General features: G+C 36.3%; 19 protein-coding genes and 1 riboswitch. Of the genes, 4 read left to right on the forward strand and 15 right to left on the reverse strand.

The features are described from left to right. Positions 1 to 218: 218 nt before the first annotated feature. Positions 219 to 1157, forward strand: coding sequence for a polyisoprenyl-teichoic acid--peptidoglycan teichoic acid transferase TagU (gene tagU / locus AC4G3K_RS11950; protein ID WP_491133422.1), 939 nt, complete (start codon positions 219 to 221; stop codon positions 1155 to 1157). Positions 1158 to 1196: 39 nt separating this feature from the next. Here tagU and AC4G3K_RS11955 read toward each other — a convergent pair whose 3' ends face one another. Together AC4G3K_RS11955 and wecB (AC4G3K_RS11960) are read right to left on the reverse strand one after the other, a co-directional pair. Next, positions 1197 to 1358 carry a YwzD family small protein gene (locus tag AC4G3K_RS11955; RefSeq protein ID WP_491133583.1) on the reverse strand — a complete coding sequence of 54 codons (162 nt, stop codon included), beginning with the start codon at positions 1356 to 1358 and terminating at the stop codon, positions 1197 to 1199. Positions 1359 to 1476: 118 nt separating this feature from the next. Next, on the reverse strand, positions 1477 to 2619 hold the full coding sequence (gene wecB, locus AC4G3K_RS11960) for a non-hydrolyzing UDP-N-acetylglucosamine 2-epimerase (protein ID WP_491133423.1): 1143 nt from the start codon (positions 2617 to 2619) through the stop codon (positions 1477 to 1479). Between the two features lie 458 nt (positions 2620 to 3077). Between wecB (AC4G3K_RS11960) and AC4G3K_RS11965 the strand changes: the two genes are divergently transcribed. Continuing rightward, a complete protein-coding gene (locus AC4G3K_RS11965; protein WP_491133424.1) occupies positions 3078 to 3398 on the forward strand; it encodes a hypothetical protein in 321 nt (106 codons plus the stop codon). A gap of 404 nt (positions 3399 to 3802) precedes the next feature. Here the strand turns inward: AC4G3K_RS11965 and galU are convergent, their stop codons facing one another. Both galU and AC4G3K_RS11975 read right to left on the reverse strand, forming a co-directional pair. After that, entirely contained in the window at positions 3803 to 4681 is an 879-nt protein-coding gene (galU, locus tag AC4G3K_RS11970) for a UTP--glucose-1-phosphate uridylyltransferase GalU (RefSeq protein ID WP_491133425.1), read from the reverse strand. Positions 4682 to 4818: 137 nt separating this feature from the next. Further along, a complete protein-coding gene (locus tag AC4G3K_RS11975) occupies positions 4819 to 10782 on the reverse strand; it encodes a DUF4350 domain-containing protein (protein ID WP_491133426.1) in 5964 nt (1987 codons plus the stop codon). Positions 10783 to 10983: 201 nt separating this feature from the next. On the opposite strand from AC4G3K_RS11975, the gene AC4G3K_RS11980 reads away from it, so the two are divergent. Then, complete coding sequence (locus tag AC4G3K_RS11980) at positions 10984 to 12141, forward strand: HupE/UreJ family protein (protein ID WP_491133427.1); 1158 nt, start codon at positions 10984 to 10986, stop codon at positions 12139 to 12141. Between the two features lie 142 nt (positions 12142 to 12283). Further along, a riboswitch (cyclic di-GMP riboswitch) is annotated at positions 12284 to 12371 on the forward strand. Between the two features lie 16 nt (positions 12372 to 12387). Then, a complete protein-coding gene (locus tag AC4G3K_RS11985; RefSeq protein WP_491133428.1) occupies positions 12388 to 12519 on the forward strand; it encodes a hypothetical protein in 132 nt (43 codons plus the stop codon). Between the two features lie 150 nt (positions 12520 to 12669). Here AC4G3K_RS11985 and galE read toward each other — a convergent pair whose 3' ends face one another. The 11 genes from galE to AC4G3K_RS12040 form a co-directional block, all read right to left on the reverse strand. After that, a complete protein-coding gene (galE, locus tag AC4G3K_RS11990; RefSeq protein ID WP_491133429.1) occupies positions 12670 to 13659 on the reverse strand; it encodes a UDP-glucose 4-epimerase GalE in 990 nt (329 codons plus the stop codon). Positions 13660 to 13903: 244 nt separating this feature from the next. Continuing rightward, positions 13904 to 15070, reverse strand: a complete 1167-nt coding sequence (locus AC4G3K_RS11995) for a nucleotide sugar dehydrogenase (protein ID WP_491133430.1) — start codon at positions 15068 to 15070, stop codon at positions 13904 to 13906. A gap of 5 nt (positions 15071 to 15075) precedes the next feature. Beyond that, a complete protein-coding gene (locus tag AC4G3K_RS12000) occupies positions 15076 to 15987 on the reverse strand; it encodes a glycosyltransferase family A protein (protein WP_491133431.1) in 912 nt (303 codons plus the stop codon). Positions 15988 to 16009: 22 nt separating this feature from the next. Continuing rightward, on the reverse strand, positions 16010 to 17377 hold the full coding sequence (locus AC4G3K_RS12005; protein WP_491133432.1) for a phenylacetate--CoA ligase family protein: 1368 nt from the start codon (positions 17375 to 17377) through the stop codon (positions 16010 to 16012). 14 nt (positions 17378 to 17391) lie between these two features. After that, positions 17392 to 18741, reverse strand: a complete 1350-nt coding sequence (locus AC4G3K_RS12010) for a flippase (protein WP_491133433.1) — start codon at positions 18739 to 18741, stop codon at positions 17392 to 17394. Then, on the reverse strand, positions 18731 to 20017 hold the full coding sequence (locus tag AC4G3K_RS12015; protein ID WP_491133434.1) for a glycosyltransferase family 4 protein: 1287 nt from the start codon (positions 20015 to 20017) through the stop codon (positions 18731 to 18733). Before AC4G3K_RS12015 ends, AC4G3K_RS12010 begins: the two co-directional genes overlap by 11 nt. Beyond that, on the reverse strand, positions 19971 to 21242 hold the full coding sequence (locus tag AC4G3K_RS12020; protein ID WP_491133435.1) for a hypothetical protein: 1272 nt from the start codon (positions 21240 to 21242) through the stop codon (positions 19971 to 19973). Before AC4G3K_RS12020 ends, AC4G3K_RS12015 begins: the two co-directional genes overlap by 47 nt. Positions 21243 to 21349: 107 nt before the next feature. Then, complete coding sequence (locus tag AC4G3K_RS12025; RefSeq protein WP_491133436.1) at positions 21350 to 22573, reverse strand: glycosyltransferase; 1224 nt, start codon at positions 22571 to 22573, stop codon at positions 21350 to 21352. After that, the gene (gene wecB, locus AC4G3K_RS12030; RefSeq protein WP_491133437.1) at positions 22566 to 23699 is read right to left on the reverse strand and encodes a non-hydrolyzing UDP-N-acetylglucosamine 2-epimerase; all 1134 of its coding nucleotides are present in this window, start codon (positions 23697 to 23699) and stop codon (positions 22566 to 22568) included. Before wecB (AC4G3K_RS12030) ends, AC4G3K_RS12025 begins: the two co-directional genes overlap by 8 nt. A 3-nt stretch (positions 23700 to 23702) precedes the next feature. After that, a complete protein-coding gene (locus AC4G3K_RS12035; protein WP_491133584.1) occupies positions 23703 to 24809 on the reverse strand; it encodes a capsular polysaccharide biosynthesis protein CapF in 1107 nt (368 codons plus the stop codon). Beyond that, on the reverse strand, positions 24806 to 25828 hold the full coding sequence (locus AC4G3K_RS12040) for a polysaccharide biosynthesis protein (protein ID WP_491133438.1): 1023 nt from the start codon (positions 25826 to 25828) through the stop codon (positions 24806 to 24808). The genes AC4G3K_RS12035 and AC4G3K_RS12040 overlap by 4 nt, the downstream gene beginning before the upstream one ends. Between the last annotated feature and the right edge of the window lies 1 nt (position 25829).

Here is a 25829-nt window from a genome sequence, read left to right on the forward strand (position 1 = left end):
TGAATTTACCAAAAAACGGACACTTGTAAAAGGTCCGTTTTTTGGTTTATATTTTACAATAATTGCACTCAACTTCTATAACATAAATTTATATAGTAGTGTATTTGTTAAAGAATAGTATTCAAGTGCTTACTAAATGTAATTTTATTGTCTAAATCATTCAGAAATATTATATAATATAAATAGATTGTAATATTTTGTAGAAAACGAGGAACAGTATGCGCTCAGACAGAAATCAAAAGAAAAAGATGAAAACATGGAAGAAAGTAGTTTTAGGGATTATAGGGTTATTTGTTTTAGTTGGTGGTGTATTTACCTTTATGGTGTATCGTTCTTTCGATACTGCCTTAGAAGCCATGCACAATCCTACTAATCGGGAAGGCTCCAAAAAAAGAATAGAGAAAGTCAGCCTGAAGGATAAGACTCCTTTTTCTGTGCTTCTATTGGGTGTAGATGAAAGAGAAGGCGATAAGGGACGCTCTGATACAATGATTGTCCTGACGGTAAATCCGATTCTGGAATCCGTCAAAATGGTAAGTATCCCTCGGGATACAAGAACCGAAATTGTCGGAAAAGGAATGGATGATAAAATCAACCATGCATATGCCTTTGGCGGTGCGGAAATGTCTATGGATACTGTAGAGAACTTCCTTGATATCCCGATTGATTATTATGTACAAGTGAACATGGAAGGATTTAAAGATATTGTTGATGCTGTCGGCGGTGTCACAGTTGTTAACGATCTTGACTTTACTGCTGATGGTCATCACTTTGCAGAGGGCACCCTTAATTTGGATGGTAAACAAGCCTTGGCCTACTCACGAATGAGGTACGAGGATCCACGCGGAGATTTCGGACGCCAATTGAGACAAAGACAGATTATCCAGGCAGTCCTTAACGAAGGAGCAAGCCTTTCTTCTCTAACCCGCTTTGATGGGATTTTCAACGCACTGGGTGATAATGTGAAGACTGATTTATCTTTCTCTCAAATGGTCAGCATCCAGCGTAATTATAAGGAAGCAGCCAAGTCATTAGAACAGCTTCAGCTTGAAGGGCAAGGGACAAAAATCGATAGAGTCTACTATTATCTTCCTTCTGATGAATCTTTGACAAGTCTTAAGGATACATTAAAAACACATTTACAAGTAAATAAATAACGGAAAACGGATTAAGCAATACGCGCTTAATCCGTTTTCTTATTTATAGATATTCCTAATTTCAGATTTTATCTCTTCGATGAATTCATGGGCAGTTATTGTTGCATCTGTTGTTCCGCGATCATAGACATTTTTAATCAAGTCCATAAACGCTCTTGTATGAGTTTCATCATTTCCTCTGTACTTTAGTTCATTCGTCATTCTCACTTTTCCCTCCAAAACCATTACCTCATTATACAAATTTTTCTATTTGATGTATATACCTATAAACTTTTTGACACAGAACAGTAATATGGCAGAAACATTCACCTATACCGATTTACATAAAATCTACCGGTCTTTCGTTTCTTTCTTTTTTATAATAAAGAATAGCCTCTACTATACGCCTTGATGCTTCCCCATCTCCATACGGGTTGGATGCTTTAGCCATATCGTCATGTGCTTTTTTATCTGATAGTAGCTCATTTGCCATATTGAATATAACATCCTCTTCCGTACCAGCGAGCTTCAAGGTTCCCGCTTCAATTCCTTCCGGGCGTTCTGTTGTATCTCTTAACACCAGTACAGGAACCCCGAGTGATGGAGCTTCTTCCTGAACGCCACCAGAATCAGTCAGAATTAAATAAGACCGTGACGCAAAATTATGAAAATCTATTACGTCCAAAGGTTCAATTAAATGAATACGAGGATGGTCTCCCAATAGTTCAGCAGCCAGCTCGCGAACGACAGGGTTTAAATGGACCGGATAAACAACCTGAATATCCTGGTGAACTTCGGTCAAATGCTTAATCGCTTTGAACATATTGCGCATTGGCTGACCAAGGTTTTCCCGACGATGAGCCGTCATTAAGACGAGTCGGTCACTTCCCAATTTAGTTAATACAGGATGGGAATACGTTTCTTTAACTGTTGTTTTCAAAGCGTCAATGGCAGTATTTCCGGTAATAAAAATAGAATCTTCCGGTTTATTTTCATTTAACAAATTGAGTTTAGACTGATAGGTAGGCGAAAAATGTAAATCACTTATAACTCCGGTGAGCTGGCGATTCATTTCCTCAGGATAAGGAGAATACTTATGATGTGTTCGCAAGCCTGCTTCCACATGCCCAACCGGAATGGAATGATAGAACGCTGCCAGGCTTGCTACGAAAGTCGTTGTCGTATCCCCATGAACAAGTACGATATCTGGCTTAACTCCCGCCATAACTTCATGCAATCCTTCAAGTGCACGGGTCGTGATCCCTGCCAATGTTTGTTTGTCTCTCATAATATTTAAATCATAATCCGGTTTAATATCAAAAATATCAAGCACCTGATCAAGCATTTGACGATGCTGGGCTGTTACCGCCACAATCGGTTCAATTTGCTCTGGATACTTCTCCAATTCTTTAACTAAGGGAGCCATTTTAATCGCTTCTGGCCTTGTACCAAAAACAGTCATAACTTTTATTTTTTGAGCCATCAGAACTCTCCTTTATCTACAGACAATATACACTGATCTTCAAACTAGTTTAGTCCATATACCTTATAGTAACAAGTAAGCTACATATGAACAAAGAAATTTTTGAAAATTTATTATAAAACCCATATTTTTTCTTTCTATATTATCCACAAAAGCACAAAATACTCCAGCATTTAAATAAACTTCCGCTCATCCCTAATACCCTAATTCTTCATAAGTATCCCAGGGTTTTACAGGGTGTTTTCACAGATTTTAGTGTAAAGATAACTGTCTGTTTAGTCTTCCAGTTTAGTTAGCTTCTCTATTAATGGACATTATCAATCTGCTGAAATACCATTCCTTTCCTCTCATAACCACTATATCGAACAGCCCCTCTCCCAGCCCAAAAAACTTGCTGGAATTACCTTTAAAGTTTCTTTGGTACGTGTTAATATTTGGGAAAACAGAAGAGGTGAGCTATGAAGCGGAATTGGATTACCGGGATGTTTGCTGTTCTTTGTTTTGGGATTTTGGTCTTTGGGAATCGTTATTATCATGGAAAAATAGAGGAGACACGCGAAAAAGCGGACATGCAATATACGGAGGATCTGGCAAATAGGAGCCTGGCTGAAGCCAAACTTGAGAAGGAAAGGCAATCCATTAGTGCTTCGCAACAAAAAAAGTTACAAGAGGCGCATAAGGCGATCAAAAAAGTTCATGATGATTCGAGGCATAAAAGCAGCGAGCTAAAGGGAATATTACAAGACCTCACTCCTCTAACTGATCAAACTAACAACTAATCTATTAAGACTGAGACTGTTCAGTCTATTTTTTTGCAGGAAGCAGGAAATTATCCCTCTTTCTACCTATATAAAGGACAAAAGGATTATTTTACTAGCAGAGGGGTATTATACATATCATATATTGAATAAAATGAGGTGGAAGAATGATTCTCCTAAAACGTTACTGGTATGAAACTAGATTGAAATACCTTATCAATAAAGTAGATTCCTGTGCTGATCCGAAAATCCAAAAAGACTTAAATAAAAAAATCTATTCTTTACATCTCCAGCTTAACGAATTGGAGCAACAGTATACACAAGGTATCCAAGGAAACGAAAATTTCAATCGATGATAAACCATCCATAAAAAAGGAGTAGAATCCAGAACACCTTGGTCATTCTACTCCAGATTAATATTCTCTCTATCTTCTCTCCGACTCTAGCAATCGATCCAGGTACCGTAATACATCCTCCCGTAACTCTTCATTCTTTAACGCAAAATCAATTGTCGTTTTAATAAAGCCAAGCTTATCACCGACATCGTATCGTTCGCCTTCAAATTCATAGGCATAGACACGCTGGATTTGATTGAGCTTTTGAATGGCGTCCGTTAATTGGATTTCACCGCCCGCTCCGATTTCCATTTCACCAAGAAAGTTGAATATTTCTGGCTTGAAAATATACCGTCCAATAATGGCCAGATTAGAGGGTGCTGTTCCTTTCGCCGGCTTTTCTACAAAATTCCCTACCATATGGCAACGCCCATCCACCTGAATCGGATCAATAATACCATACCGATTTGTTTCTTCTTCAGGGACAGATTTAATTCCAATAACCGATGAATCGAGCTCGTTGAATTGTTCAATTAATTGGAGTAAGCACGGCTTATCATGGACAACGATATCGTCTCCAAGCAGCACAGCAAATGGCTCCTCCCCAATAAAATTACGCGCACACCAAATGGCATGACCGAGACCTTTAGGTTCCTTTTGACGGATATAATGAATGTTGGCAAGCTCGGATGCTTTTTGTACCTCTTCCAACAAATCAAATTTATGTTTCTCCCTTAGATTCTGCTCCAATTCGTAGGCATGATCAAAATGATCCTCAATCGCTCTCTTTCCCTTACCCGTTACGATGATGATATCCTCAATCCCGGATGCAACGGCTTCTTCTACTATGTATTGAATGGTCGGTTTATTAACAATTGGCAGCATTTCTTTTGGCATAGCCTTCGTTGCCGGTAAAAATCTTGTACCAAGGCCTGCTGCAGGTATGATTGCTTTCGTGATTTTTTTCATAGGAATCCCCTTTACCTAAATTATCATTCATTCTATATAACTAATACGCTACTTTTCATTCTATTCCTTTAAAAAAGAAAAAACATCCTGCTCGGGACCGATATTCTGGTATGAGCAGGATGTTTACGTCTATTCGATTATTTCAGTCTTACATTGCTTGCCTTACTTTTGTTCTTCGCAGCATCGGTTGCGGTGACGGTTAAAACAATCCCTTTTTTGTAATTGATGCGTGCTTTGAAATAGCCTTTTGTATTAGCTTTGGTAACAGCTATTACACGGTTTTTGTATTTCACGGTAATAGTTGCACCTGGCTCAGCCATTCCAGATAGCTGCTTTTGGAAGGAATAAGCCGGATACAATTTTGGCGCAGCCGGTGGTGTAGTGTCCTTCACTTTAACCGTTAGAGATTGGCTTTTATTCTTAGCCGCATCGGTCGCCCAGATCGTCACTGTAGTTCCTGCTTTTTGTTTAGATATGGACAGCTTAAATTGGCCTTTTTTGTCTGCTTTGGTTGTCCATGTTTTCTTGCCGGCCTTGACGGATACCGTTGAACCGACTTCAGCATATCCTTCAAGCTTTGTCGTTTTGTCTGTGATGGTTGTTTTGAGCTTCGGCTTAACAGGTGCCGTTGCATCCACAACCTTCACTTTTGTTACAGAACTGCTATTGCCAGCCGAATCAGTAGCTGTGACTCGCAGCTCGGTACCCGCTTTTTGTTTTGAAATTTTTATTGAGTACTTGCCATCTTTACCTGCGGTGGCAGAACCTAATTTTTGAGAACCTTTATAAACCGTAACTTTGGAATTTGGCTCTGCTTTCCCGGTCACAGTAATTGATTGGTCTGTCACTCGGTTAACACTTGGTTTAGCAGGTGCAGTTACATCTAAAACAGTGACTTTCGTTTCTGCACTTATGTTTTTCTCCTCATCTGTCGCTGTAATGCTCAACACCGTTCCTGCTTTTTGAGCCGTAATCTTGATACTGAACTTTCCATTTCGATCGGCTTTACCAGCCCATATCAATTTACCGGCTTTAACCGTAACTGTCGATCCCGCTTCGGCTTTACCGGTTACATATTTGGATTGATCTGTTACCTTATCAACCACTGGTTTAGCCGGAGCTGTTCCATCCAGGACTGTTTTAGTGAGGACAGAACTTTCTCTGTCTCCAACCTTAGAAATAATACTCAGCACTGTTCCCGCTTTTTGCGGTGTAATTTCAACGACGAAGTTTCCATTCTCATCCGTTGTTGCCTGCCCAATGATGGTATTGCTGACTTTAACGATAATCGTGCTGCCCACTTCTGCTTTACCGGTTATTTTTTTCGTATCATCTTTAATTTCTTCGTTCATAACCGGAGCTTCAGGCGGTGCATCTGCTGTCTTTTTCAACTCTTTCGTATCCCGTACACGGATCCGTTTACCGTCAGCAAAATCACCGGTTAATCCGACAGCTTCGAGCGTATCTCCTTTTTTCAGGGATGGTACTTTCACTTTGTCACCCTGATTTTCGATATACCCATCTGTAAAGACAAGAATATCTCCGGATCCATCATTGATGACATAGGATCTTTCGTCATATTTGGATACGACCTGACCGGTTACTTTTACAAGCAAGCCTTGATTTTCATCCATACCGGCTTCTTTTGTTGTCAGTACTTTTGGCGCGACTGGATCGGCTGTGCCTGTTTTAATCACGTCGAGCGCAAATGCATCAAATTCAATTTCTTTATTGTTATCAAAGGTTTTTATATGCCCATAGATACGAACCTTATCTCCAAGCTTCAGACTTCCATCCGGCACTTCATTGAAGGCCATGATTCCGCCTGTTTCATCCTGAACATAGAAGGCATCAAAGAAAGTTCCCGCTGCGGTTGTAACCGTACCTTCAATGACAGCACTCTCTCCATCAGCCAGCTTCCTTGCTTCTTCAACCGATGTGACTTTCGTTTGACGGTCTGCCAGCCAGTTAATCGAATTCAGGGCCATTTCATCATTGCCCTTTGGATTATAGGATTCATCGAGCTGTTTATCATTCGCAAAGTTACTGCCGGCAACGATGATTTTTCCTTCTCCAATTGTTTCAGATGCAATCATCGGAATGGCTGCACCACCTGTGTCATCCGAAACGGCGTCATATACATATGTGTCATTCTTCATGTTTTTCTGGAAAGTAGTTTCATTACCGGAAACAAGAACACTTACCGTATCCGAGTTCACCAATGGCTTGTGTTCAACACCCTCCAGACTGGAGCCGCTGTAATACTCAATCGTTGCGACACGGTCTGTGACTAGACTGTTTACCAGACCCGGATGCAAGCGAATCGCGAATGGGGAGACGGCCGGATCTGTCCAAAAGTTCCCTGTCTTCGATAAGTCATTCGTTTGGTCATCACTTACCCGAATGGTCGCACCGATCTCCGCAAGCAAGTCATTGCTTCTGGTTGAACCGCTGCTGTTATTACTTTTCGCAGCCAGGAATAAGGATCCTCCCGCAGCGACAAAGTCCTTCACGGCCACTCGTTCCTCTGTAGTCAAGCTGCTTGCCGGATGTGTCATCACTAGAACTGACACTCCCTTCAGCACTTCCGCTGTTAGAGGAGTTTTATTTTCCTCTACCTTATAACCCTCATTTTGAATCAATTTCGTGAACGCTTTGAAATTATCTTTATAGGAGCCGCCATCTGTTGAGGTATTCTCATTTTTATGAGACGCATCAATTAAGACGGTTTTACCGAGAGCATCTTTTACTTTTACATTCAATACATATTGGTTATCCTCTGCATTGTCGCCCTCCGGTGTATCTACCACGACAATAATTTTATGATCACCGCTCATTTTGCTTGTCCAAACGGCAGAAACCGTTGTAGCTGTTTTACCAGCTAATTTAGAGATAGGCGCCGTGCCAATCAGATTGGCATCACTCACTTCATCTTCATAAAATTTAACCGTTAAGTCAGTTAAATCATCTGTACCAAGATTGCTGATACCAGCTGAAAGATTCGTTGGATTGCCTGTGATGGCCACTCCATCAGTAAGCTCAGCCCCGCTGATCCGAACATCTACTTCTTTCTCTTCAGACCAAATCGGTGCACTGTATACCTGTTCGCCATCTTTTTGCGTAACTTTGACAATAAACCATTGCTGTCCGCCTTTAATGCTTACTTCGGGGTTCCATTTAAATGATTTACCAGATGGCTTGTAAGTATCAATCACCTTTCCGCCATTTGTCATTAATTCCACTTTTTCAATTTCATCATTCGATACATATTTCGCATCAAGATAGTCATACTCAGCTATTGAGTTATTCTCTGCCACCGTATCTGAACCGGAGATATCAAATTTCAGTGTATCTCCATCTACGATTGATCCCATATACCTTCCGTTTGCTAATACATCAAGCGTAAAGTTCGGATCCTCTGTCATATATACACGCATTTTACTCATCGCATTAAGCAGGGAATCATTCGTGTTTTCATCTGCAACGATAACAGTCCGTTGCATCGTCTTGCCCCATGATGCGTCATGATTGTCCTCACCATAAGTCGGTGCAATATGCCATCCTAAATCGAGGGCAGTGAAATATTTCTTTTCAGCATTTGCGTAGGAATAATGCCCTGATCCATTACCGACTTCAAACATCGTAAATAGCTTATCGACATTTTTATCATATGGCGTAAAGTTATTAAACGCATTGGCCGACATATCCGGGTGGTTAAACTGCGCCGCGATATCATCATAAGTCAGGATCCATGCGTAATATTGGCTGAGTGTTTGATATTGCTTGCTGTTTATATTTCGGTCGATAAAGTTTTCCGTTCCAAATACATTGGAATGTCCCCATGTAGTGGAGGTCATTTCAAAGGCCGGGAAAACCGTAAACTCATCTTTGGAATATTTCTTGGCAACATCTTTTGTTAACTGCCAATCTGTTCCGCCTTTACGTTCCTGCATTCCTTTACGTTCTTCTGTATCCTGGCCAAGTAAAGCCGAATCAATATCATGAGAATGATCAGAGAAGGCAAAGTAATCATAGCCATACTTGATGGCAGCTTGAACAGCTTCTTCCGGTGAACCCGCTCCATCATGGGAAATATTCGTATGGTTATGTGTGGTGCCACGGTAATGATTGCCCCCGGTAAATACTTTCGTAATCGTAAAGGACCACTCATATTCCGATTGATTGCCTTTTTTATCAGCAGCTGTCACCTTGATTTTATGAACACCAAGGGATAACTCACCCGCTGGAGTATATTGAAAAGCTTCTTTATTAAATACACCTTCAACAGCCTGTCCATCAATGGTCATTTTAATAGTTGCTTCATCAACGCCACTTGGGTCCTTCAGTTGGACTGAAATCGTTGGTTGTTTAGATTCTGTTTTGGATTCATTGGCTGGACTCTCGTCAGAAATTACAGGTCCCACTTCATCTTTCACAAGCTTTACACTATGTGGTTCAGCAGCGGAACCGCTCATTTTCGTCGCACTTTGATTTTTTACTTCTATATAATAATCAAAGCCTGACTGTGGAACATCACTGGCTGGAATCGTATAGCTGTATTGCTGTTCCGTTCCCTTAACCAATTCTTTTTGTACATATTCTGATGAACCACTCGCTTTGTAATAGATAACTGCCGAATCAGCACCGGCAATTTGTGCAGAAATTGTTATATCTGTATCTGCATACGCCTCTTTAAGCACCTCATGTTTTAAAGTAAGCGGATAATAAATAGCTAGATCTTCTTTATTTCTTGGATACACTTGATAGCCTGAAGTGTACGGCGATTTGGATGCATATTGTCCTAAAATACCGGTTACTTCATAATTGCCTGCTTTTATATCTGTACCCAGTGTAATTTGAGTCTTTGCCATGATCCGAAGAGTGATGCTTTTGCCATCCTCATCAGACAACGTTACATTGGCAGGAAGAGCTTCTGGAAGTGTGGAAATATTCCCCTTCACCTTAACCAGCATTCCTTCAAGCGGCTCAGCTTTCTCATAGTTTGCCAAATCGGCAATCGCCATTTCAGCCGGAGCCGGAACGTCCGCTTGCCCAATAACTTCAACCGTCGGAGAAACCAATTCGGTTAAGCCATTATAAAACAAAATTTGGCCTAGGACTTTTACTTTGTCCCCTTTTTTCACCTGTACATCGCCTGTATATCCAAAGACGTTAATTCCGCCTGTTTCATCTTGTATGTAAAAACTGCTCTTGCTGTTATCTAAGATTAGATCATCAACCGTAACGATACCTTCAACTAAATATTTGGTACCTACATTCGTCGGTGATCCAGTTGAATTTTGTAATTTACGGATTTCCCCAATTTTAGTCACAGTCGTTGGGTCAGCCGGCACCTCAGGTTCATCAGGTGTACCTGGCTCTTCCCCCGTACCTGAACCATCTTCTATTGGTGAAGAACTATTTTGCGGATTCGGTTTTACTTTCATAAAATCTTTCGCATTGTCTTCTGTATCCCAACCATTGCCTTTGCCCGCACCAGCATTTGCAGGATCTGAGCCATCGTTGGCCAAACGCTCAACACTTTCTGAGTTGGATGGCGCTATTGTTGGACCTGAACCAAGAAACTGTTTAGCGGTGGTGCCATAACCAACAAAATCTATAACCGCTGAATCGTCTTTACTTGAAATAGCAGTTTTTCCATTTACCAATGCGACATGTCCATTTGTTCCAGACAAATTAAAAGTGGAAGGCGCCGTTGCATCAGCCGTTGGCAAAGCGACACCATTCCCTGCACCTGCTGCTGCCTCGATTAAATAATACCCATGCGCTTTAATGGTCCCAGTCAAAACTTGAAGACCTGAGAAGGGTTTCGTTCCATCGTTCGTAGCTGAAGCATATTGAACAGACCAATCCTCCAAGCTTATATCTTTGTCTGTTGGATTATATAACTCGATAAAATCATTCAGATATGGAGCTCCATTATTTCCTCCTCCCCCATATACTTCACTGATCACGACATGATCAGCGACACGTGTCGATTCCTCGGCATGTGCGATACCACTTATAAAAGGCGGTAAGAAAGCGTTTACAATTAGCATTATAGTTAACACTAATCCAAGCCATTTCTTTCTCCTTTTCACACAAACTCCCCCAATTTTCTACATAATAGTGTTGCTTATCTATCATAGCAAATTTCCTATTTATTAAATATATATTTTCCAAAAATAACATAATATTAACATTTTTATATAAATTAGTTAAAAATATCTTTACATTTGTGCCAGAATTTTTAATGATAGATTTGTAAAACAAACAACAATCCAGGGAGGATTTGACACATCTTGACGAAAAAGAAGAGAAAACTACCTATTTCTAAATGGATCACCGGTATTATGATATTCATTCTTTCCACACTGACTTTTCAAGGTATTTCATATGCGCACCCATTAAGCGCTGCCTATACATCCCTCACGATTACCGAAGAGGAATCTACGTTAATCTATTCACTCGATACCTTATCGATCATTGAAGGCATCGGGGGAGATACAAACAAAGATGATGCATTGAATACAGAAGAAGTGAAGGAGATCTCTCACCGCCTAGAGGAATGGATTGAACATGGCCTATTACTCGAAGCAGATGGGGAGCCTCAATCACCTGAACTGCAGGATTTAATAATTGAAAGTAAAGATGATACGGAGGTCGCCACCCTAACCTTCACCTTACCAGGATTAAAAGAAGGCCAATCAATCGAGTTCTCGGATGGCATTTATTTAGAAGGCAGCAATGCCAAGTATTACACCAACTTTGTCAGCATTACCTATGACAACCAAAGCTATGAAAGTGCACTGCAGGGCAAACAGAACCGGGAAGTGACGATGCTGCTCGCTCCCGGACAGCAGGAACAATCAGACCAAACAGTTACGGAGAGAATTGCGGCAGAACCAAAAAGCAATGTTAGCTGGCTTTCCTTCCTCAAGCTTGGGATGGAGCATATCCTGACTGGGTATGACCATTTATTATTCTTGTTTGTACTATTAATCAGACGCCAAAGCTTGAAGCAATATATCGCTCTGGTAACTGCCTTTACGGTGGCACATAGTATTACTTTAACATTAGCTGTTCTCGGTATCGCCGACCTGCCATCCCGATTTGTCGAAGCCATAATTGCTTTGAGTATTTGCTATGTGGCCATCGAAAATATATTCAGAAAGCATATTTCCAAACGCTGGTTATTAACCTTCTTGTTCGGATTAATTCATGGAATGGGATTCGCCAATATCTTAAAGGATATGGACATTTCAAAAGAGGGGTTAGTCACGGCGCTGATCAGTTTTAATGTAGGAATTGAAATTGTGCAGGTCATCATTGTGATTCTTTTATTGCCGCTACTCGTTTGGTATCAAAAGAAAAGCTTCTACCGAAACGTGATGGTCGCCGGTTCCATTCTCACCTTTTTGATGGGGGCCTATTGGCTGATTGAAAGGATAATATTATAGTGGATTTAGGATATCAGTTCCAATTGGGCTGATATCCTTTTATATGTCAATAGTAATAAGAAAATTCTTATAGTTATTTTTTGACAAAATGCGACTTTGGTCCCTGTTATCTATATAATACATTTTGTACCATTATACTATACGCTGAAAACAGCAAAGCCAGCGAAAACTGGTGACGCAAAACTAAAGGAACTAAGGCTTATCTCGCGTTAAGTCAACCAGTTACCATAACGAGGAGGCACTAAATTGAATTACTATCAAACTCCTGAGGAAATGTACAGAAAAAGAAAACTCAAGAAAAACGTAACCTATGCTGTCTTAATAGTAGGAGCAGTTGGGATTATCTTAGGCATACAAGTATTACTCTACAATATGTAAAAAGAATGGAACTCAAGTAAATCATCTCCAAAGGTAGATTCATACTCTAACTTTTGGCGTGCAATACATGAGCTCCATTCTTTTTAATTTACTCATCTTATTTTAAATGAACAAAATTCCCCTATAGGAATTTAAAATAACCTACAAAAGTTATTTCGAAGAATAACCTTCCGGATTATTCTTATGCCAATTCCATGCATCCGTAATGATCTTTTCTAAAGAATCATACTGAGGTTTCCAACCTAAAACGCCCTTCGCCTTCTCTGACGAAGCAATTAAAACAGCCGGATCCCCTGCTCTTCTTTCCTTTACTTCCGCTGGAATTGGATGGTTTGTTACATGTCTCGCTACATCAATGACCTCTTTGACAGAGTATCCATTTCCATTTCCAAGGTTAAAGATATCACTAGAGTTTCCTTTTCTTAAGTATTCTAGTGCTAAATAATGCGCTGATGCCAAATCCATCACATGAATATAATCCCGGATGCATGTTCCATCCTCTGTAGGATAATCATCACCAAACATATAAATCTTATCTCGTTGACCCAGAGGAACCTGTAAAACCAATGGAATAAGGTGTGTTTCCGGGTCGTGCATCTCTCCAATATTTCCACTCGGATGAGCCCCAGCAGCATTAAAGTATCTCAAAGAGACATATTTAATAGCATATCCCTGATCAAACCACTTCATCATTTTCTCCATAGCGAGTTTAGTTTCACCATAGGTGTTGGTAGGATTCGTTTCATCATCTTCAACTATTGGAATATTCTTAGGCTCTCCATAAGTAGCAGCTGTAGATGAAAATACGATTTTATTAACATTATTATTTTTCATAACGTCCAGTAAACACAACATGCCATAAACATTATTATGATAGTATTCATAAGGCTTATTCATACTTTCTCCAACTAGGGAATTAGCAGCAAAGTGAATAACCGCCTCAATATTATGATTCTTAAAAACACTGTCTAAAGCTTCTTTATCTCTGATATCAATATCATAAAAATGATTTACGTCAACAGCTTCTTTATGTCCACTTTGTAAATTATCAACAACCACTACTTCTTCATATTGATCTAAAAAATACCTTACTGTATGGGAACCAATATATCCTGCTCCCCCTGTAATTAGTATCGCCAATCTAACACCTTCTTCTTATCTATTGATTGTTACCGTAATGTAGCTTCCACTTTGCAGATCAAACTATTCTGAACAGCCACCAACTTCATTTTACACTCCACCACCGTCTCGCCTTAATACCAAAATAAAACTTCGCTAAATATAGATTAAAACACCTAAGTTTCTACTATTATATAGACTCACGGTTAAAGATTAAATCACAACAAATAGCCCGCTAAGTCATAGGCTCAGCGGGTAAGGTTTATTAATCTCTACTAAACAAATCTCTTGTATACACTTTGTCCTCAACATCACGTATATCATCAGACAATCGGTTTGCTACAATAACATCTGACATTCTCTTAAATTCTTCAAAATCATTGATGACTCTAGAATTATAGAATGTCCCTTCTTGAAGTGCTGGTTCATACACAACAACTTCAATTCCCTTAGCTTTAATGCGTTTCATAACACCTTGGATAGCTGATTGTCTAAAGTTATCTGAATCCATTTTCATTGTAAGTCGGTAGATTCCTACAATATTAGGTTTCCTTTTAATAACCATTTCAGCAATATGATCTTTCCTTGTTCTATTTGCATCTACAATGGCTGCCATGATATTATTTGGAACATCCTCATAGTTAGCCAAAAGTTGCTTAGTGTCTTTAGGTAAGCAGTATCCTCCGTACCCAAAAGAAGGATTATTGTAATGATTACCTATTCGTGGATCTAGACCAACACCATCGATAATTTGTTTAGTATTCAAACCTCTAATTTCTGCATAAGAATCTAACTCATTAAAGAAAGCTACTCTCATAGCTAGGTAAGTATTTGCAAATAATTTAATTGCTTCAGCTTCTGTTGAATTTGTAAATAAGACATCAATATTATCTTTAACTGCACCTTCTATTAACAAGTCAGCAAAAACTTTTGCCCTTTCAGACTGTTCTCCAACAACAATTCTTGAAGGATACAAGTTATCATATAATGCCTTACCTTCTCTTAAAAACTCTGGTGAAAAAATAATATTTTCAGTCTCAAATTTTTCTCGTACTGTCTCTGTATAACCTACCGGAACTGTAGATTTAATAACCATCACTGCATCGGGATTAATAGATAAAACATTAGCAATAATAGCTTCAACAGTTCTAGTATTAAAATAATTCTTTTCAGGATCATAATTGGTAGGTGTACATATAATCACATATTCTGCATCCTTAAATGCTTTATAATTGTCCGTTGTTGCAGTTAAGTTTAATTCTTTTGTTGCCAGGAATTCTTCAATCTCATTATCAATTATAGGTGACCTTTTATTATTAATCATATCCACTTTTTCTTGAATAATATCTAATGCAATTACTTCGTTATGCTGAGCTAGCAATATTGCATTCGATAAGCCAACATAGCCTGTTCCAGCGATTGTAATTTTCATCATCATTACATCCTTAATGTTTTTTTTGCTAAAACTTTTGATTTTAGTAATAAATACTGTGAGAGAGTCATATAATGGTTTTTAAATCTTTTCAGTAATCGCTTATCCAAATCCGAGTTATCAAAATTACATTTTTGATGATTATTATTCAGTACAGAGTCATAATGAGAAGTCTTCCCCCTATGAGTTCCAGTCCCATCTAAACCAATATTCTTAATTCTAGATACAACTGGATAAACCGTTAACATATCTAATTTAGATTGTGTGTAACACCATCTAATGGCCCAAGAATCGATTTTTCCTTGCATTTGTAAATCTAACATGATAGGCAAGTCTCTTCCGCCACGACCGAATCTTCTTCTTAGCTCTGTATGTTTTCTAAACATATTATAATCTGATACATTCCAATCTACTTTTTCCCATCTATCTTTCCAAGTAGCCCATCCCCAACTACACCCTCGATAAGATAAATAAACTTCACTTTTATAATCTTTTGGTATCTCTATAGGTATATTATATCCACTGATTGACCAAATATTTTTGTTTGCTTCAAAATAACCCAGTGCATCATTCATATATTGAAGAAAGTCCGAAGAGGAAACCAAATCATCTTCAACTACTATTACTTTCCCATACTCTTTAATGATTTGACTAACTCCTGAAATAACAGATTTTGCAAGCCCCTTATTTGAATCAGCTTTAATAACTTTTACTGACTTGAAGAGCTCTCTTTCTCCTAATGAGTCTATGTACTCTCTAATTAATGCGACATTTTTTTCAGATTTCTCATCCTTTGGTGCATCAGAAAAAATAAATATTTCAGTCTCATCAGCAATACTGTTTTTTGCGAGAGCTTCAATGGTTTCAATTGTATGTTCTAGTCTATTATACACAAAGACAATTACAGGAGATAACATATATTCCACTTCCCTATAAATTCTATTTTAATATATTTTGAATAAGAAATTTAGATTTACCACGAGGTGTCAAAGGCAAATTATCCACTATTTCAAATTCAGTTTTAATTTTGGCAAGTTGATAAAAATTATCCTGCAACTCAATCTGATCATTAATAGAAAAGCTTGTACCCTTAATAATTTTAAAGATAATTTCCCCCGGTACATTCTGAACGATTTGCCACTTTTCAATATTATCGAACGCTTTATAATGTCTTCCAAATACAATTGCAGTAAGTAAGACTTTCTCCATATTCTCTGTATAAATATAATCTTGTGTCCTTCCATTGATCTTTCTTAGCTTTACTATCCCATTATCATCACCATCATATATCGCTAAATCTCCTGTCCGGTATCTAATAAACGGCATAGCATAATTATTAAAGCCAGTTACAACTATTTCCCCCATCTCCCCTGGTTTAACATGAATACCATCTTCTCCTATGACTTCGGTATATCCATAAAACGGAGAACAGTAAATCATCAAGCTGTCATCTACCGAGTATCCAAATACGCTTGCTTCTGCATGTCCATATTGAGTATATACATTCGTTTTGAAAGCTTTCTTAATATTATCTATCTGATAATCATAAAAACTTTCGGAAGTTATTTGTATACCTTTTATATTAAAATCTAAATCAATATTATTTTTTAGTATATACGTAGCTATAGAGTCAATATATGAAGGATAGCCTCTAATAATCGCTGGTTTGAATTCTTTTATAAAATCGATATAATAATTAATATTGATACTATTTAGATATTGGGAAGATAGAGCCACACTTCCATAAGGCAAATCATTTGTACTTTTATTTGTCCAGAATATATTTTTATTGATTAAGTCATCCGTTACCAATGTACCGTCCATTGCTAAAATTTTATCACCAGCACTGTAACCCATTAATTGATATAAAAATTTTTGATGTTCTGCGTCATAACTACCAAATGTATAGAACCCTAAAGGTTCCCCTGTACTACCTCCTGTAGTAACAAATCCTACATAATCCTTTGAATCTGATATAGCCAAGATTCTATCTCTTTCTTTTCTAATAATACTTTTGTCCAGAAAGGGTATACGGTCCCAATCTTCCCTAATACTTTTTATATTTATTTCGTTTTCATCGAAGATAATTTTATAATATGGAGAATTTATATAAGCATATTGTAATGTTTTAATTAATTTCTTTTCTCTAATTGGGTAAAAATTTATTGCCTTACCATAATGATACTTTTTCAACATTAACAATCGAATTTTCAACAGTAATTTACCAGAATAATGTTTTATACTAAGATTCACATATTGTAAATCATTAAATCTTCTTAAAACACGGATTAGACGTTTTATGCTCATATCTTCCCCTCCCTTTATTGGAACCTCTTTATATAATTTAAGGCTTTTCTTAAATTAAAAGCTTCTAACATCATAATTACTGACAATTTAGTCTCTTTGAAAAATGCCGGAAGAATTAAGCAAACAGCTATTTGCGTAACCAAAGTTGCAAGAGCCGCACCATATCCACCTATTACCGGTATTAAAAAATAATTCAATATGATATTGATAATACAACCGCCACCAATATATATAACTGAATATTTTTGCAACCCTTCACTAATTAACCAAGTTCCTCTTGCTGAGCCAAGCATGGCAAAAGTTCCCGCCCATACACTTATTGACAAGATGCCCGCAGCCTTTGAATAGTTAGATCCGAAAAGTATTCCTATTATTATATCTGAGAATAATATAATAAGAACTCCAAATCCTATTCCCAACCAAGCCACAATAGTATACGAAAGCTTGACTGATTTAAGGTAACTCTCTTCACTTGTTTTTTTATTCTTCATAATAACAGGCTTAAAAGATGTTATTATAGCCATTGGAACAAAAAACCACATACTGGCAATTTGAGTTGCAGCTGAAAATACACCTAATTCCTCTTTATTTACCAACATTGATCCAAGCATCACTTTGTCAATTTGCATATAAAGCGTACCCATTAGACCCGAAAGAATCATATACCAACTTTGGGATAAAATGCTTTTTGCATAATGAAATTTGAATTTCCATTTCGAACGGGAGGTTCTTTTTTTAAAATACATGATAACTAGTAAAGTTCCAATAATTATTACATCCAACATATAAATGAGTGCTAGATGGAATAAGCTTCCTTCCAATAACACAAACGTAATTTTCAGCAAAGCTGTAAAAACATAAACTACCATACGAATTAGAGAGGATATTTTCGATTTTTGATATGCTTGAATCCAATATTCAATTACCTCTAGGGATTTAAAAACCATGGTAAGAGACATTATCATTACAAGTGAATGGATAAGATATTCATCTGGTTCAATGAACTTAATAATTACACTAGACAATATTGTTAACAGAATTCCGCCTATTAATCTTAAAACTAAACCGGTACAGAGTATTGTCCCCTCTTCTTCATCTTGTTGTACAATAGACTTAATTGATAATGTATCTAAACCTAAAGTAGATAAAGTTGTAAATAATGTAACAAAAGCTAGAGCGTAATTGTATATACCATAATTTTCGGGTCCTAAATATCTAGCCACGAGAGCCATAACCAAGACCCCAATTACCATAGTAAAAATTTTATCTCCAACTAACCAACTTGCATTATTAATGGTCTTCGCAGCAACCTCATTGCCTTTTATTTTTTCCAGAAACCACGAAATTCTATTATTAATTCTCAACGCTTATTTCCTTCTTTTGCAAGATATTTTCGTATATTTCTAATAATCGATTCATATTTATAGTAGGATCATGTGTTTTAAGTGCATGTTCTCTAGAGTTTTTTGAAAATTTTAATATCAACTCATCATTGTTGAATATCTCACATACATAATGAGCAAGCATATAAGAAGCGTCAGTTTGATATACAAAACCTTCAACTTTATGCTTTATCATATCTGGTACACCTCCAACATGAGAAGCTACACATGGCACACCTAATATCATAGCCTCACCCAACGAATTAGGACTGTTTTCAATTGAAGAAGGGCTAACAAAAACATGTGAACCTAGATACCTTTGACACATTTTTTTCTCATCAAGAACACCAGTAAAACAAACACTATCAACTAAATTGTATCGTTCAATTAATTCTGCAATGTACTTTGCATAAGATGACATTCTAAGTTTTTCATTAAATGTACGAGAAGATGTAATATCTGGTCCTGCAATGTAAAGTTTTGTCTTTGGAAATTTTTGTTTAATTAACGGCATCGCCTCTAGAACATAATGCAGACCTTTGATAGGGTAACCCGCTTGGCTCAAGAAGATGGAGTACTTTTCACATCTATCAATAGACCATTTATGTTTATAAAACTCTTCTCTTAACGTTTCATTACAAAAATGATAGTTTGCAGCTGGATTAATTTGCTCTGTACAGCCCTTATCCCATGTAGTTCTTCCAATAATATGATTGGTTTTTTGAATGGCATCAATCTCAAGGGTACCTTTTATTTCAAACTGTTTTTGTTGTTGTATAATATTGCTCTGTTTAATCCAATCTCTAAGTGTAAATCTTTTCTGAATTCTCATTGGCAGATTAGCTGCATAGTGCTTTGAATATACCGAGACTAACCCTTGAATGCTTATAACTGTTTTGACCCCGAGAGCTTTACAAACATTCATCATTGCCAATGTATGAGCATATTCAGTACCAAAAGCATGGACCAAATCTGGTTTTACCTCTTTTACTATTCTTTTAATATAAGAGTTATCTCGAATTGAAGTCTCATCTTTCATACCTACAGTAGGAAAGGAAAAATAATTAATGTTTTTTCCAGTAAGTTGAATTACATCCTTTGACTGAGCTTTAGGAAAAGCGATTGAAAGTTCAATATCCTCTTGTGTTGATAACCTCTTTGATGCATTAATTAACCATCCTCCGAATGGAGAAGGTGTTTCATTCATTAGTTTACATGCTTCTGGAAGAGGTATATTTGTTAGCCATAATATTTTCATATTTCTTTTCTCCTTTTGACTTCTGCAGAGACTTATAGACATCTAAGTATTTATTAGTCATACCATTAAATAAGATAAATAACAGAAATAAATATGGGATACCTTCTAAAATTGGTTCGACCATAAATACTAAGAAAAACCCCGAATAAATACCTAGAATAAATACTTTGAATTGTACTTCAATCGTTGTGAGGAGTATTATAACTATCAGATTTTTCATAGAATTCAATGTGTATAAAAGTAGAAAAAAGAATGGAATTAAACCGGTAGCATTTAAGACGTCAAGCCATAAATTATGTGCATATGTAAGGCTCATCTGATATCCACCAAAAGGGAAATCAAACATCTGACTTAATGCTATTTTATACAAACTTATCCTGGCATCATCCATTATTGAAGCTGTTTCGGTTCTTGTATACCATGTAGAATTTAAAACAAACTCTTTTAGTCCAAAGGTATTACTATTATAAAAAATGAAAGTCAATAAAAACAGCCCTGATACAACTAGAAGAATCTTTGAAAATTCTTTTTTACTTTTCCTCTCTAAATAACCATATACAAGAAAAGAGACTGCTAGGTTAATTATTACAACTGCAATTAAAGTCCTGTTACCTAAAATAAATGATGAGATTATTGAAAAAGTTGTACAGCCTATTATTATAAGTGGGAGTAGAAGTTGTCCCCTTTTTTTCATCAAAGTGAAACTATAAAACAAAATACTAGATACTAATACAAAATAAGTACCTTGTAGAGTAGCTGTAAGAACATCCCCAGTCCATATACTAGGCACTGTTCTTAATCCAGTATGATTGGGTTGAAATCCATGTAATTGAAAATAATTAATCATATTTAACAAACCTTGTAAAAACAAACCTAAAGTAATAGTAAGCATTGTTTTCACAAAAAATTTACTGTCAGCCTTAATTATAAAGTAACCAATAAAATAACACGCTATAGGGCCAATAAGATAAATAAGCATCGCACCTACTCCAGGTGATTGATGCATAGATAATATAATAAAATAACTAATTGAAAACAAAAGTATTAGCAAATGATCAATAGTGAATTTAAATTTGGATTGTTTATAATTTATAACTATTAGCCCTGCAAATATTAAAAGCAGTAATAAATAATGCCCTTTTCCATAAAGATTAATTGAAAACAGAAATACGCTGACTAACCAAAGCCAATCAAGACTTTTTTTTTCTGTGACTAATTGTTTCACAACATTCCTCACCTTCAGTTTTTCAAAAAAGATAGACCTATATTAATATTTGTTTCAGAAGTTTTGGTATATCCATCCTCATATCTGACAAGGCTATAGCAAATAAGCTATAACTGATCCACCAAATTCAGTATTTTTTCTCCCTGTTTTGCACTATTTTTTTGTGTCAAAACAAATTCTTTTGATAGATTACCTTTATGATTTAACTCTATCTTATCTTTGGACAACACATCCCTTAGGGTGTAATAAAGTCCTTCTTCACAATCCATAACAGGATAAATATAGTCATAGTACTCTTCAGGAATTCCATCCAACTTATAAGCAACTACTGGTCTCCCTGATGACATATATTCCATGATTTTTGAAGGAAAACTATACTTAGTATATTCTTCATTGTTGGGTCTTGGATTTACTAAGACTGTTGAAGACTTTTGAAGTTGAAGTACTTCCTCTCTTTTCAATAACCCTTTATAGACAATTCTCTTGTCGCTTCGACTCTCTTTTCGAATAAAATCTTCAGCTTCACCTGAACCGCATATTATTAATTTATACTTATCTCCCTTTAACTTTTTAAATGCAGATACCAACTCGATTATTCCATATTTTTCATTTAACCCACCGCTATACAGAACCGTTTTTATTTCTTCATCCATAGGATTAGGAGAAACTTTTTCAAATAAATTAGTAGAAATACCTTCTACTACAACAGAGGGAGAACTTATATTTAATGCTTGACGCATATATTCTGTTAAAAGAACATAACTATCTATATATTTCATGTTTGAATTAATAAGACTTATATCAACTTTTTTCAAAAAACTATACAGACTATTTTGGTTGGTAAGTAAATTCATATACTGTGGTAAATCTGGGACTACTAAACAAGTTATTATATCGTTATTTAATTCTTTTACGAATCGTAATAATTGTGTCATATGCGATGTCATTGCATAAGCAATTATAACTTTCCTATTTTTACTCTCCGATAGAGCCCATTCTTTCAAATATGGTCTAACAGAAAAGTATTGACTGAATTTTTTAATCCCAATCAAGTTAAAAAATCCTATATTTATATCTTTTGAGTTTTTTGAAGTATGAGAAAAATTGTATGTATCAATTTTTATTTTTCGATAACGACTCGGATAAGACCCTATGTATAATGAATTTACAATTCTCACTGGTTGATTTAGGTTCGCATCTAGTCCCTTTACAATTTCCCACTGCAAATTATTTGCAGCGTTTTGTATATTACCTATAGAATTTTTCAATATTTCCTCTTCTGTTTCTTTAGGAAATAACCCACCTAGAAAAACTACATCTAAGTTATACAAACCTATTCCCCCAAACAACCCTATTCACATAACCTGTATAGGATAATATGATCCTCAAAACCTTTTCTGAAACATTAGGCATACTATAATCTTCAACAAGTCTCAATGTACCCTTTTCTTGTGACTCTAGTACCTCAAGTCCTTGTAATATCCTTTCTTTCCCTAAGCCCACCATCATTACTGCCGCCTCTTCCATAGCCTCTGGTCTCTCGTGTGCCTGTCTAATATTAAGAGCTCTAAATCCTAGGATAGAAGACTCCTCACTAATTGTTCCACTATCACTAAGAACTGCTTTCGCCTTGATCTGGAGTTTTACATAATCATTAAAACCTAATGGTTTCATAATTTTCACTAACGGACTGAACTTAACACCTTTATTCTCAATCATTTTTCTTGTTCTTGGATGTGTACTTACAATTACCGGCATATTATATCTTTCCGCAATCGCATTTAAACTATCGATCAAATCTAAAAAATTGACTTCTGAATTAATATTTTCCTCTCTATGAGCAGATACTACAAAGTAATTACCTGCTTTTATATCTAATCTTTCTAATACATCTGAACTCTCAATATCGTCTTTTCTAGAGTTAAGAACTTCAAACATAGGACTTCCAGTTTTAATAATTCGATCTGAAGGGAACCCTTCTCTAAGGAGATATTCTCTTGCTATATCACTGTAAGTTAAATTAATATCAGCTGTATGGTCAACTATTTTACGATTGGTTTCTTCCGGCACTCTTTGGTCAAAGCACCTATTCCCTGCTTCCATATGGAAAATCGGGATATGCCTTCTTTTTGCAGCTATTGCAGTTAAACAGCTATTCGTATCCCCCAGTACTAACAGAGCTTCTGGTTTTTCTTCTTCTAATATAGGGTCTATTTTTATGAGTATGTTTCCAATCGTCTCTACTGCAGTTCCTGTTGCTGCATTTAAAAAGTAATCAGGTTTCCTTAATTTAAAGTCATTAAAAAACACCTCATTTAGCTCATAATCATAGTTTTGTCCTGTATGCACTAATACATGCTCTATCGCTTCTGATTGTTCTAATTTATGAATGACAGCAGATAATCTAATAATTTCTGGTCTTGTTCCAACAACTGTCATGACTTTTAATTTTTTCATATTTTAAACCTCCACATAATATGTATCCGGATGTTCAGGGTCAAACAATTCATTTGCCCACATCACGGTTACCATATCTGTTGTTCCTAAATTTTCAATGTTATGCGTATATCCCACTGGAATATCAATCACTTCTAATTTGTTTCCATTAACAAAATACTCTATAACTTCATCAGTATCAATTTTTCTAAAGCGAATAACACCTTCTCCACTTACCACAAGGAATTTCTCATTTTTAGTATGGTGCCAGTGGTTTCCCTTAGTTATTCCAGGTTTAGATATATTAATTGAAACCTGTCCTCGATCTGGAGTTTTAATAAATTCTGTAAAAGATCCTCGATCATCAATATTCATCTGTAAAGGATAGGCAAACTGTTCTTCGGGTAAGTAACTTAGATACGTACTATACAATTTTTTTATAAACGCATTACTTAAATCAGGAACTAAACGTTCATCTCTACTACGTTTAAATGATTGAATTAAATGAACTATGGTGCCTAGTAATTCTTTATGCTTCACTGGAACTTCATAGAATTGACCATTCTTTGTTCCCTCTGTTATTGCATAAATCAACTCTTCTACTACATCATCAATATAAACTAATTCTAACTCTACTTTTGGGTTGTTAACGGTAATAGGTAAATCACGGGAAATATTGTAACAAAACGTCGCAATAGCACTATTATAATTGGGTCTACACCATTTTCCGAAAACATTCGGAAAACGATAAATCTTCACTTCTGTTCCGGTTTCTTTTGCATAATCAAACAACAAATCTTCGCCAGCTTTTTTACTTTCACCATAAGGATTAGATAAACTAGCTTGAGTAGATGATGACATCATAACTGGACAAGTATTTTGATATTTTTTCAGCATTTCTAATAGAGTAGATGTAAAACCATAATTCCCTTCTCTAAATTCCGAAATATCTGTCGGCCGATTGACTCCAGCTAAATGGAAGACAAAATCTGCTTTTTCGCAGTATGCCTCGAATACTTGTACATCAGTATGACGATCTACTTCAAAAATATTTGCGTATCCACGATTTTTTAACTCGATGACTAAATTTTTGCCAATAAAACCTTTAGCACCAGTTACTAGTATATTCATCGCGCTTGCCATTTCTCTATCTCCTTACGAACATACTCCAATTGCATTAATTTCATCTTAATCTGTTCTATAGATAGACGTTCAGTATTATTTGAATTGTATTCATCTTCAGTTGAAAGCTGATGATCTCCTTCAACAAAATACTTATCGTAGTTTAGATCACGGTTATCAGCGGGAACTCTATAATATCCTCCCATATCTGTAGAAACGACTTTTTCTTCACGAGTCAGTAATGTCTCAAATGATTTTTCACCATGTCTTGTTCCAATTACTTTTATCTCGTTATCTACTTCGAATAATTCTTTGAGTGCTTGTGCTAAGTCCCCGATTGTTGATGCTGGAGATTTTTGAACCATAATATCTCCAGCCTGAGCATTTTGAAAGGCAAAGATAACCAGTTCAACTGCTTCTTCTAAACTCATTAAGAAACGAGTCATGGAAGGATCTGTTATAGTCAGGGGTTGTCCATTTTTAATTTGCTCTATAAATAATGGAATAACCGAACCACGTGAAGCCATTACATTTCCATACCGTGTTCCACATATTAATGTTTGCTCTGGATTAACCGTTTTTGCTTTTGCCACAAATACTTTTTCCATCATTGCCTTTGAAATTCCCATTGCATTTATTGGGTAAGCTGCTTTATCAGTAGATAGGCATATAACCTTTTTGACACCACATTCAATTGCTGCTGTTACCACATTATCAGTTCCGATAATATTCGTTTTTACCGCTTCCATAGGAAAAAATTCACATGATGGTACCTGTTTAAGTGCAGCTGCATGAAAAATATAGTCCACTCCATACATAGCATTTTTAACACTTGCTAAGTCTCTTACATCACCTATATAAAATTTAAGTTTGTCATTTTTATAGAGTTTTCGCATATCATCTTGTTTTTTTTCATCTCTGGAAAAAATACGAATTTCTTTAATATCCGTATCTAAAAATCTTTTCATTACCGCATGACCAAAAGAACCTGTTCCGCCTGTTATAAGTAAAGTTTTATCTTTAAACATA

The sequence above is a fragment of the Bacillus sp. z26 genome, from assembly GCF_058313635.1.